Genomic DNA, 12,796 nt, shown 5'->3' on the forward strand with positions numbered 1-12,796 from the left:
CCTATCTAAGAATCAAAGTTGATTGCCAGGAACCAGATCTGATTAAATATACCCCCGGATTCAAATCCAGCTTTAGCTCCAACACATCAGTAGATACGGGCAGAGCCTCCAGATTGGAGTAAAACCGTCTTCCTGATAAATCTGAAATCTCCAGGTTTCTCCCATCCACTATCCCCTTTATGTAGATCGGTTGATTCGATTCAGCGGGATTTGGATATAAAATTGTAAATAAAGCTGACCTTTCAGTCTTCTCACTGGACAACACCGTTTCGAAATACTGCTTACCGAACTCAAATGATTCCTCCCCAATCTGCTGTCCAATAATTCGTCCTGGGATATCATCTATAGGTGGATGGATACCACCCCAGATTCTGGACAAACTGCATTGATCAGAAGCATCCCTATATGTTGCCCACTGTAGCACTACATCCTGACTTGGGCCTTCCTCGAACACCAAAAACTCATTTTTTGGGGCGACAAACTCTCCCATACCTCCTGGGAAATATTCGCTTCCTGTTATTTTTTCCAAAATCACCGCCGCAGCTCGCGAAAAAGTAGAGTGTCCAGACACATAGCCAGCAAAGGGTGGCGTCACAAATGTAGGACGCTGGTAGGGCCACCAATTTTCTGCAAAGATCCATCCTACGCCTGCATAATCAGTATCAGGATTGGCTATCTCGCCAGGTCCTCGCCAGGTGTAAAATTTAATCTTTCCCACATTTTCGTCCGAAGACCCTGCGAGGGGATCTCCTGCTTCTACCCTTTCGATAAAACCAGGAATAAGTGGAATTCCTGCCACATGATAATCCGTAGCATTTGGCTCTGAGCTTTGCCCAAGTTGTGCCACATAACGCAAAGCAGATATCGGTCTGATATAATCATACCATCCTTTGATACTCCATGCCGAAATAGCCGCATCATGCATCGCTCCCCCAAGCAGAAAATAAGCCTTTACATCCCACTCCAAAGCATCCAGAATTTCACCTTGTTTTTCAAATTTCTTGACGAGTAGCTCATGATCAGAAACATAATTAAGGATGGTAAACCAATGCCCTGGAGGAGTTTCTGAATCCGGTCCGTCAGCCCAAAACTCTGCCAATACTCTAGCATAATCTCCTCTTGGTACCAATTGAGGTTGATAGGGTTGATTCGTATATGGGTTAACCTCATATCCAGTACCTAAATCTCCACCTTCGGAATAGGTATAAAAATTTTCATATTGATCAAAATCAATGGGGAATTGGCTAAAATCTACATTACCAATCGAAGCGGGCGAAATATCCCAAACCACTCCATCCCCTGGATCCAAATGGCTCGACCATATGGCTACCATGCTAAATGCCCTTAAAAAGGCTTCATTGTCAGCCGTAGGGTTTTCTAAATCCAACAAAGGAGGACTACCTGGATCATGAAAGACTGTGTATTCACCTTCCTCTCGAGAGTAGAGACTTGACTGATCTGAAGTCATGGCAAAAGTCAATACCTCCCCCCATTCCGGACTGAGAAATTCCGGCGAAGAATTACCAATCACATTGCCACTTTGATCCACATAAACATCCAAGGCCAGTGGTTGCCACCTGTTGGCATCAGTGAGTGAAGAATTACCCGGCAAATCTGGAACGAGTGGCTCATTCACAGAGGTATAAATAGCATTATCGTAATGACTATCCTCTCTCGAACCATCTTGTCTACCAAATTCTATGACAGTTTGCGCCACGTAGTTCCCTAATGCTGCGGGATCACCTGAACTATAATCTGTAGAACTGAAGCTAGGGTCATACCCTAAAATCCCCATTATTTCTTCCAAACTCTGAAGCGTAACCTCCGCATTAGGTGAATACTGAAAGCGATGTTTCAAAAGATGATACATGGCATAACTAATGGCAATATCTGTAGATTCAGGTATGGGTTCAGTCGATGTAAAGCCATCAAAATTTGATTGAAACCCGTGTACATTTTGACCTAACAAATAAGGTTTTGTCTGATTGAACACAGCCCAAACATCATACATAGCTACGCTGCTATGAAAGAGATTCCGAGCATGCATAGTCGGTCGTGCATAATCATTCCTAATAGCCTCCAACAGCACTTCATTCCATTGACGAGCTATAGAATGTTCCTCGGTTCTTTCAACTGCTCTCAACGCCACCGCAACTGAAGAAGGCTTTGACTTACAAACATTCTCCTCTACTAATTCGACCTTTCCATTTTGCACGATATCCCAAAGAACCAAAATCTCATGAGTTCCCTGCCCTTCCAGAATTGACCCACCATCAACCTCCCAGTGATACACACTATTTTCAGTCAACGGGTAAGAATATAACTGCTCGCTTAAAATCTCGGGAGCAGTTTCTCCTGAAATCTGTTTGGAAGGTAAATACGTACAACTACCATCATTTTGAGTGGCTCCAGAATCATAGTTGCAAGCATCCGGATCATTACAACCTAGGATTTTCTGACTTGTTATCTGAACCTGACTGTATCCTTGAGATTCAACAAAATGATAATTTGCATTAATAGCTATGCCATTGTAAGATTCTGTGATACCAGAAGGCCATTCAATTGTCACATCCACTGGCCCTACCTCCTCGCCTAAACCAAAATGGAGACCCTGGATACTTTGTGACAACATGGCCACAGAGTAATTGGTTTTCTTGAAAGAAAGGCTAGAACCTACTACTTCGACTTTGGCCCCAAGACCTGAACGATTGGATGCTGTTCCTTCCAGCGATAGCTGCAACCAGGCGTTTCCAGACTTATCAGTTGTTTCCAGTAAGTTTTCATAAAACAGCGGCGTACCATTAAAATCAGTCGCCAACAAATCGCGGTCCCCGTCATGATCAAAATCAAAAAACACAGCCGACAAACTTTCTGTAGGTAAATCCAGACCTATCTCACTAGCAATATCAACAAAAGAATTGACGCCCGCAGCGTATTGGCTTTGATACATTTTATTCACCTCTCGGTTGCCCTGACCATAGCCATTGGTGACATACAGGTCCTCGTCCCCATCATTGTCCCAGTCAGCAAAAACCCCGGCCCATCCCCAGCCGGTTTTCTCTACTTGTTCGTAGGGAGCTTCCTCCAGATAGCTCAAATCACCTTGTCTACTATAGAGTGAACTCACATTGATATCTGTGACATAAATATCTTCATCTCCATCCCTATCGAAATCTACTACTGCGATACCCATACAATCCCCTTGATCTGCTAATCCATAATCGCCAGCTTGATCAAGGAACCCTGTTCCGTTTTGATTGACAAACAGTTGATTCGGCACCTTAAAATCATTGGCCAAATACAAGTCTACCCAACCGTCCTCGTTCACATCGATTGGATAGGCCATCCAGGTAAACGAGCCTCCAACAATTCCCATAGCCTGAGTGACGTCTTTGAATGTTCCATCACCATTGTTTTTGTACAGGCGATTCCCATTGCACTCCTCCCAGATTGTAAAAAAGACATCTAAGAACCCATCATTGTCAAAATCGAACCAAAGTGCGCTTGAATTGTGGCAATTTTCATGTTGAAAAATTCCAGCTTCCAGAGTAACATCTTGAAAACTTCCATCTCCCAGGTTTTTATAAAGTGTACGTTCGTGCTGGGCTGTATACATGAGGTCTGGAAAACCGTCATTGTTATAATCTCCCCAGGCTGCTCCCATCTTTACCCCAGAGTTGAAGCCACCATCTGCAGCCTCTGCAGTATAATTGTAAGATTCTTTGATACCACTCAGTTCGGTCACATCCGTAAAAGTGCCATCATTGTTGTTTCTGAATAGTGTATTAGAATTGGGGATAGAAGGGTCTTGATCATTTAACCGCCCAACAAAAAAAACATCCAAGTCTCCATCTCCATCATAATCCGCAACAGCAACCCCATTTTGGTTGCTATGAATATCTAAGCCTGATTGCTTTGAAATGGAAAAAAAATGCTGAGATGAAGCCTTGGAATATACCAATCCCCACAGGATCAATAAGAATAGTAATCGTTTCAAATAATGCCCGCCTTATGTAATTAATCTTTCCTCTTAACTCGTAAACCTTTGGCCATTGCCAAAGCGTCTATTACCAGGTGGTTGATTTGATTTTTTGTGCCGCTCGCATGATATCGCGTCTGGATATCTGACCTTTCAACACTCCGTTTTGTGTAACAGGAAAACGCCTAAAATACGTAGTAAGAAACTCATTGGCGCATTCTACCACATCCATATCTATATCCAGTGTTTTTACATTCTCGGACATAAAATCCTTCACTTTTCCCTTTCCGCTAGGAATATTATGGTATGATGACTGCACTAATACCTTGAGACAATCCTTTTCGGAAAGCATCCCCACCAACTCTCTTCTTTCATTCAAAACAGGCCCGCCTGATATTTTCTTTTTCAACATAACATCTATAGCCTCGGCTATTTCCATATCGGGCGTGAAAGTAATGAGGTCTTTCGCCATGTAATCCGAGATTTTCTCGTACTTGATGTCTTGTTCTTGGGCTATAGCAGCACCTTTAAAGTTCATAACCATAATAGTAATTTTTAGTGTTCATGCATTAGAATAATACCTATTATATTAAGCTATTTTTGTCTCAAAATCAAGACCCTGGTTCAAAAAGCACAATATCCTAGGATTATTTCGTTATGTTTTGTACTTTACTAAGATTGAAATCGATGTGTCCAGTTTCAAAATGTCATAAAAACTACAAAGACCTAAGTGACTAAGAAGAAAAATACAGATAAAACTGACCTTCAACTTGATAGGATACGTATAAAACATTAAATTTGCGGGCTCGTATTTCTTATGTCTGTACAGGTATCGAGAAATATTTGGCTCCATAAATAAGGAAAATAAAATCATATGAGACAGCTTAAGATCACACAATCCATTACTAACAGACGTGAAAGTCATACACTTGAGAAGTATTTTACTGAAGTTAGTAGTGTGCCGATGATCACCCCCGACGAGGAGGTAGAATTAGCACAAAGAATTAAACAAGGAGATGATCTAGCATTAGAAAAATTAGTAAAGGCCAACCTTAGATTCGTTGTTTCGGTTGCGAAACAATATCAAAACAGAAGTCTTCCATTGAATGACTTGATCAATGAAGGAAACTTGGGCCTTATCAAAGCAGCTAAGAAATTTGACGAAACCAAAGGATTTAAATTCATCTCATACGCGGTATGGTGGATTCGTCAGTCTATCATGCAGGCATTGGCAGAACAATCGAGAATTGTAAGATTGCCGATGAACAAATCTGGTGCGATCAACCAGATCAGAAGAGCATACGCCGAACTAGAGCAAAAGTACGAGAGAGAGCCAACCGAAGAAGAATTGGCTGATATTCTTGAAATGAAGCCAAGCGAAGTAAGAAACACATTAGGTGCTGAAGTGAAGCAGATGTCTATGGATGCTCCTTTTGGTGAAGATGAGTCTGGTTCGCTATTGGACGTATTAGAAAACAAGACTACTGGACCTACAGATGGTCAGATGGTTTTCAATGATTCTTTGAAAGTTGAAACGATCAGAGCCCTATCTACTCTAACTGCTAGAGAAAGAGAAGTGGTGAAAATGAGTTTCGGAATCGGATCTGATAACCCATTTACTTTGGAAGAAATTGGAGACATCATGGGGTTGACTCGTGAGCGTGTAAGACAAATTCGTGAAAAGGCCTTACAGAAGTTAAGAGAGCCTAATAAAAACCAAAGATTGAAAGAATTTTGCGCGACTTGATAAAGTCAAGCAAGTCTCAAAATATGAAACCTCGGCATCTGTCGAGGTTTTTTTGTTTTATAACCGTGCCATCCGTAACTTCAACACATCCATGTAGTTACATATATAATTATTACAAGATAAAATATAATAATACAAAAGCTTTATTGTTATTATTGTATTCTAAACTAAAAGCATAAATTCATCCGCTATGCCATTTACCCCCATATCAGGTACGCTTGGAAAGAATCGTGCGGCCCACTTACTTCGGAGAGCCTGCACAGGAGCTACACCTGCCCAAATCGATGAATTTGCGGCATTAACTGCCGCAGAAGCATTTGCAAGGCTGAATATCGACAACTTACCTAAACCTCTCCCCCCTGTTGATCCTGCTACTGGTACAGAATGGATCTCGGGTCCAATTGTAGAAGATGTGAACAGCGATAATCTAGGTTCTTTACTGAAGGCTTGGATTGTTGGACAGATGTTAGGTACAGATGCAGCCCCAGATCAAGTTTTAGCTCATAGTTTTCGTGAAAGAATAGTGTTTTTTATGCACACCCTTTTCACTACCAAAGAATCAAAAGTTAGAGACACAAAATCTCTATACTATCAATGGGCTCTATTTAGACACTTTGCATTTGATAGAAACGATATAGAAGTACCAACCCCCAATCCAGATCCAGATTCTACTGAGATACTACCTCCTACTATATACCCAGTCAATTTCAAACATCTGACTAAAAAGGTATGTGTAGAAAACGCCATGCTACAATTTTTGGACGGTAGACTGAATGTAAAAGGGAGTCCAAATGAAAACTTTGGCAGGGAACTATTAGAACTCTATACCATCGGTCGAGGACTGGAAGGCAATCTACCTGAGGCTGAATTTCAAGGTGATTATATCTTCTATACAGAACAAGATGTACAGGAAGCTGCCAAGGTGCTTTCCGGATTCGATCTGGACGTGGACAGAGATGCTCTGGGCTTTAATAATATCGATGAAGAAACTGAACTACCCAGAGGTGTAATCAAAGGAGGCAACATAGCTACCCAACATGACACTTCTGTAAAGACCTTTAGTTCGAGACTAGGAGGAGCTACAATAGAAGCGGACCCCAATCTGCTAACTAATGGAACTAGCCCGAATGAAGAGAGTGTTTTAGATGAAATCAGTCAGTTGGTAGATATGATCTATGAACAGGCAGAAACTCCCGCACATATATGCAGGCGTCTTTATCGCTTTTTTGTCTATCACGAAGTAGATGAGACCATCCAATCAGGTATCATTCAGGACATGGCAGATATTTTTATCGCCAATGAATACAAGCTTACTCCGGTACTGGAAGCTCTGTTTACTAGCGAAGAATTCTATCGTGGAGCGGCAGGTGTAAATGACGATACCTTAGGAGCAATCATCAAATCTCCACTAGACTTAACAGTGGGTTTCATGAAAAATTTCGGAGTTCAAGTACCTAGTGCACAAACTGAGGTTGCTAATTTCTATGAGCTTACTCTCGGTATCCTTGGCGCTATGAATGGACAAGGCATGGATCTTTATGAACCTTTTGAGGTAGCTGGGTATTCGGCTTATCATCAATTCCCACTCTACAATAGATCATGGATCACCACCAATTACCTGACCAATCGCTACAATTACATTCGAACTCACCTATCTACTGAAGCGACCTTAGCCATAGGAGAAGTCAATCCCTATGATTGGGTAAAGGCTAATATATCAGATGCTGTGGCTAGTGATGCGCGTCAATTGATTATTAGTCTGGCTGAGTATCTACTACCTATGAGCAGCGATTTGTCATTTGACGGGACAGGAACGAGTGAATTGACCCAAGAGAGAATGAATTATTTCTTAAGTGCATTTCTAATGAATCCTCAAATTGACACTGATCCAGAGCTTGCATGGACCGAACGCTGGAATGGCAATTTGGACATGGAAACTGTAAATAACCAACTGGCCAATCTGCTCAACGCCATGTTACAGACGCCTGAATATCAACTGATGTAAAACCAGGACTATGAAAAGAAGAAATTTTATCAAGAAAATCGGTTTTGCTGCAGGTGCACCAATCGCCTTTCAGGGCGTTCCTCTTCAAATCCTGCAAGCACAGAACAGATTTCAACAATTGGCTACCCAAGGCTCTAATGACAATGTCCTAATCATTCTGCAAATGCATGGTGGAAATGACGGATTGAACACGGTCATTCCAATTGAGAATTACAACCAATATTACAGCCGAAGAGCCAATATTGCTATTCCATATAAATCTGGTAACAGGACGCTGATACCACTAGACAGTACTGTGCCTCTGGCAGATCAGGTGGGTGTCCATCCTGACATGACGGACTTCAAAGACATGTATGATCGTGGAAAGGCGGCAATTTTTCAGGGAGTTTCATACCAGAACAACAATGGATCTCACTTTAGAGGGAGAGACATCTGGTTGATGGGTGGTGATTACGATGACTACTTCTCTTCAGGATGGATTGGTCGTTATCTCAAGCAAGAATACGCTCCTTTGCAATACCCTGAAGAATTTCCAAGTGAAGGAATGCCAGATCCGCTTGCATTAGAGATGGGAAATGATGTATCTCTCCTTTTCCATCAGGAAGGAAACATTCCTACTTCCATATCTTTGGGAGGAAGCCCTACAGGGCTAGCCAATTTGGTGGAAAATCTTGAAGGATTTACGGATGATGGATTGGATCCAAGAGGAACTCCGCCTGCCTTTCTCGACGGCAGCCCTTATTCTAAGGAAATGGACTGGTTATTAGGTCTTGAAGACAAATCGGAAACGTATATCAAACGACTCGCTGAAATATATGAGTCTGCGGACGAAACTGATTCTTCGGTCAACTATCCAGAATCATATCCATTTAATCCCAACTTAAGAAATCCGCTTAGTAATCAATTGAAGCTGGTAGCGAGGTTGATGGGAGGAGGAATCAAAACCAAAGTTTTCCTGGTTAAAATAGGAGGTTTTGACACACATGCTGAACAAACTGAATCCTATGACTCTACCTATGGAGGGCACGCAGCTCTACTTTACCACATCAGTTCTGCCATGAGAGCTTTTGACCAGGATCTTCGTGTTAGAGGGTTATCTGAAAAGGTATTGACGGTTTCTATGTCCGAATTTGGTCGACGAATTGCCTCTAATGGGTCTTACGGTACAGATCACGGTACAGGCGGACCAGTCATGATGTTTGGGGCTGGAGTAAAACCTGGAATCTATGGAACCAACCCTGATCTAAGCGAAAACAATGTAGGGATGCAATTTGATTATCGACAAATCTATGCCAACATTCTTTCGGAATGGATGGGTGTAGAAGAGTCTGTAATCAGCAATGATATTTTCTTCAGAGATTTCATTTCGGGTGCTAATCCTGATGGAGGAAATTACGAACCGATGGATTTGATCAAAGAGGTAGTAACCAGCTCAGACAATTACCTCAAATCCATGTTTCAAATTGAGTCCATTTACCCTAACCCTGCCACCAACTATGTTCAGGCCATTGTAATGGTAAATGACACACAAAAAGTTAAATTTGAGCTGATCGACTCATCAGGAAAGGTAGTCAAATCAACTATCCGAAAAATCACTCCTGGTAAACACACGATCACATTCCAGTTGCACGATATGATGCCTGGATTTTATTTCATCAAAGCCAAATCACCGAAACTCAATGATACAAAACGCCTTTTTATCCGTAAGTAAAGCATTTATCATCGCTTTCCTTTTGCTGGCAGCCAACCAGACCATGGCACAGCGAAACATGAAACCTAAACTTCCCGGATCCGAATACCAAAACTTCCTCAATACACAGTGGTGGCTTGGAATCAAAGCGGGTATGAATTACAGCCAACCCATTCCCGGCCAGAGGTATTCCACGATAGACCCTATTAACTATGATTTAGAGCTCCTGGAAAAAGAATACGATCAGTTTAACAAACCTGGGGTGATGCTTGGCCTGGATATCTCGTTATATCACAAAGGTTTCTCTATCGGCACTCAGCCTGTCTTCAAAAGTATGGGATATAGCTACAACAGTAGTATCGAATGGACTGGAGACACTGAAACTCAGACCTTCGAAACTGCCTATGAAAGTGAACAAACCATGAGTTACATTGAGCTTCCTCTCAGTGTGAAATACGAATTCATTCAAAGTGGGAAAGTAAGGCCCTATCTCATGGTAGGCATGCAATATTCCTTCTTGTTAGATGCTAACAAGAAGACCAAAATCACTCACACAGACTATCAAAGTGGTTCTCCTGTTTCGTATAGTGGAGGCAATGTTTCTATCAATGTGAAAGATGGCTTTCAAAACTATTATGGAGCACTAGGTGGTATTGGAGCAGCATTTGACTATTTCAATATCCGTACTGTATTAGAGATCAGCTACAATTATGGCATGAGTTCGATCACCAATACCAAAGCCAGATTCTCAGAAAATGAATTGGTTTCCCTAGGCGAAACCAATGATGAAATCACCATCAATAATATCAATGCCTCTTTGAGCATTGTGTTCCCATTAAGATATATTGACAAAACCTTCTCACCTTATTAATCAGATGAAAAGAGCCATCTTATTACTTTCCCTTATTGCCCTCTTTGTTCAATGCAAAGACGATGAAATCGATCCAAAAGAATCATTTACCAAAATTTACGATAGTTTCAGAAGTGACCATGACTACAATCCAATTGATGTAGTTGCACTGGATACTGGCTATTTGATCCTGGCGGGTCAAAAATTGAGCAATAGCCAATATATGGGCGTTCAATTAATCAAATTGGATGAAGCAGGTAATTACACAATGGAGGACGAAGTCCTACCTGAAGCTTATGTAGCACCAATTGGAGATTTAGTAACAATCGGAGATAATCACTACTTCCTGACTATGGAGGAACAAGCTTCATATGGCGCTAGACTGGTAGAAGTGATGGGGAATAGCCCCGCAGATTACAATATCATAACTCCTGGTGGAGGATTAACCTTTCCATTGGCAATGGCTAAAACTGAAAATGACGAGTTGCTAATTTTGAGTTATAACGCTGGGTCTGAACAAATGGTCATCAGCCTTCATGCTACCGATGGTTCCAGAATTGGAGGAAATGGATATGCCATAGGTGCAGGTGCCACATTTGATGACATTACAGGCTCAAGTATCTTTGATCACTATATAGATCCCGAAAGAGATGGTCTTCCATTTTTCTGTGGACAAATTCCGGGAGGAGACTATTACTTCAATGGCGTTTACGGTTACACCATGTCTTGGGTATTTACCAACTTTGGTAATACGCCCACTGGGCAAGTCCAAGGACAAGGGGCACATGGTGGTATGACTGCTGCGCTACCCTTAGGAGGTAATTCATTTAGTATTTTTGGTTATCAATACAATGATAATTTCATCAACCCAATCCAAACGGTAGATTATACAAGTAGTCCCTCAAGTGTTGATTATTTTTCTCTTCCCTTTTCAGAGTTCAAATCAAGAACTAACGCTAAGATTATTTCTGCAGATTTAGGATTGAGTACTTATTCAATCGTTGCGGCTGAATCTCAGTCAAGACAAGTAGTATTGTACTTTTATGATTCCACTAGTGGAGAACTTGCAGGTATACACAAGATCGGACACCTAAATCCATACGAATTGTCATCCATCAAACTAGATGCAGACAACAACCTGATGGTTTTAGGAACTACTCTGGTATCTGGCAGGTTGCCAAGAATCTTCTTTAGTAAGATTCCGGAAAAGGAACTGTTAGGTTTTGTAGGTCAATAATAAACTTCTTAAAAAGGACTTGAACGGGGTAAGTGCCAAAGCATTTACCCTTTTTTATTGAATTAAAAACAAAGCTTCGAGACTCTAGCAATACCAACTAAATACCTATTTTAGTTCGAAAAGGAGAAAAGCTAGTATATGTGGAGTTATTGGGAGCAAGATACATTTATTCAAAAACCTGATTTAGTGGTCATTGGTAGTGGGATTGTAGGTCTATCGGCTGTCATTCGCTATGCAGAAGTCTATCCGAAACATCGGGTTATGATTCTTGAGGCAGGTCCATTGCCTACTGGTGCCAGCACTAAAAACGCTGGATTTGCTTGCTTTGGTAGTCCTACCGAGGTACTCATGGATCTGGAAAATGAAAGTGAAGATCAAGTTCTTGCCAGAATTGAAAAACGATGGAAAGGGCTAGAAAATCTCCAACAACTACTTGGCAAAGAAAATATAGGACTGGAAACTCCTGGCAGCTACGAGTTGTTTCTTAAAGAAGATCAATCTCTTTTTGATCAAACCTTCTCGCAAATTGATCGACTTAACCGCTTAATCTACCCTACCCTGAAACGTAAAGTCTATGAGGTCCATCATTCCATCATTGAAAAAGCAGGCTTTCAAGGAGTTGGTTCAGCCATATCTATCAATGGAGAGGGGCAGATCAACACAGGTCTGATGATGAAAAACCTCATTGATTTGGCTAAACAAAAACACATTCAAATCTTAAATGGCTATAAAGTAACTTCAATTTCATATCAGGCAGATGGTGTTAATATTCAAGGGTTAGCAGGTAATATTCATGCCAAAAAATGTATCATAGCCACCAATGGTTTTGGCAAGCAACTACTGCCCGACCTGGACTTAAAGCCAGCTAGAGCTCAGGTATTAATCACCAAACCCATTGACAACTTACCTTTCAAAGGCACTTTTCACTTTGATCAGGGATACTATTACTTTAGAAATGTCGGTAACAGAGTACTCTTTGGTGGAGGAAGAAATCTGGATAAGGATAAAGAAACAACCGACAAAATCAACTTTAATCAAAAGATTCAAAGCCATTTAATCGAATTATTAAAAACCCACATCCTTCCAAACACCCCCTTTGAAATTGATCAGCAATGGGCGGGCATCATGGGCATAGGCTCTACCAAAGAAACATTGATTGAAAAGATAAATGACAATTGTGTGATTTCACTACGATTAGGTGGCATGGGGATAGCCATTGGTAGCCTGATTGGTCGTGAAGCAGCCGAACTGCTCATGCATGAGTGAGATAGTTTTCTTATACTTGTTT

The 12,796-nt window shown here is 41.3% G+C and carries 8 protein-coding genes; 6 read left to right on the top strand and 2 right to left on the bottom strand.

The annotated features are described in order from the left end of the window. Window position 1: 1 nt before the first annotated feature. Both N7U62_RS09035 and N7U62_RS09040 read right to left on the bottom strand, forming a co-directional pair. Window positions 2-3,997 carry an FG-GAP-like repeat-containing protein gene (locus tag N7U62_RS09035; RefSeq protein ID WP_264137639.1) on the bottom strand — a complete coding sequence of 1,332 codons (3,996 nt, stop codon included), beginning with the start codon at window positions 3,995-3,997 and terminating at the stop codon, window positions 2-4. A 70-nt stretch (window positions 3,998-4,067) separates the two neighbouring features. Beyond that, complete coding sequence (locus N7U62_RS09040) at window positions 4,068-4,523, bottom strand: CBS domain-containing protein (protein ID WP_264137640.1); 456 nt, start codon at window positions 4,521-4,523, stop codon at window positions 4,068-4,070. A 330-nt stretch (window positions 4,524-4,853) separates the two neighbouring features. Between N7U62_RS09040 and N7U62_RS09045 the strand changes: the two genes are divergently transcribed. From N7U62_RS09045 to N7U62_RS09070, 6 genes are all read left to right on the top strand, one after another. Beyond that, the gene (locus tag N7U62_RS09045; protein WP_099599468.1) at window positions 4,854-5,726 is read left to right on the top strand and encodes a sigma-70 family RNA polymerase sigma factor; all 873 of its coding nucleotides are present in this window, start codon (window positions 4,854-4,856) and stop codon (window positions 5,724-5,726) included. A gap of 190 nt (window positions 5,727-5,916) precedes the next feature. Beyond that, on the top strand, window positions 5,917-7,731 hold the full coding sequence (locus N7U62_RS09050) for a DUF1800 family protein (RefSeq protein WP_264137641.1): 1,815 nt from the start codon (window positions 5,917-5,919) through the stop codon (window positions 7,729-7,731). A gap of 10 nt (window positions 7,732-7,741) precedes the next feature. Next, on the top strand, window positions 7,742-9,442 hold the full coding sequence (locus tag N7U62_RS09055) for a DUF1501 domain-containing protein (protein WP_264137642.1): 1,701 nt from the start codon (window positions 7,742-7,744) through the stop codon (window positions 9,440-9,442). After that, the gene (locus N7U62_RS09060; protein WP_264137643.1) at window positions 9,411-10,292 is read left to right on the top strand and encodes a porin family protein; all 882 of its coding nucleotides are present in this window, start codon (window positions 9,411-9,413) and stop codon (window positions 10,290-10,292) included. Before N7U62_RS09055 ends, N7U62_RS09060 begins: the two co-directional genes overlap by 32 nt. Window positions 10,293-10,296: 4 nt before the next feature. Then, window positions 10,297-11,508, top strand: a complete 1,212-nt coding sequence (locus N7U62_RS09065) for a hypothetical protein (RefSeq protein WP_264137644.1) — start codon at window positions 10,297-10,299, stop codon at window positions 11,506-11,508. Window positions 11,509-11,646: 138 nt separating this feature from the next. Further along, on the top strand, window positions 11,647-12,774 hold the full coding sequence (locus tag N7U62_RS09070; protein WP_264137645.1) for an NAD(P)/FAD-dependent oxidoreductase: 1,128 nt from the start codon (window positions 11,647-11,649) through the stop codon (window positions 12,772-12,774). Window positions 12,775-12,796: the final 22 nt, after the last annotated feature.

The sequence above is a fragment of the Reichenbachiella ulvae genome (assembly GCF_025833875.1).
In the GTDB taxonomy this organism is placed as follows: domain Bacteria; phylum Bacteroidota; class Bacteroidia; order Cytophagales; family Cyclobacteriaceae; genus Reichenbachiella; species Reichenbachiella ulvae.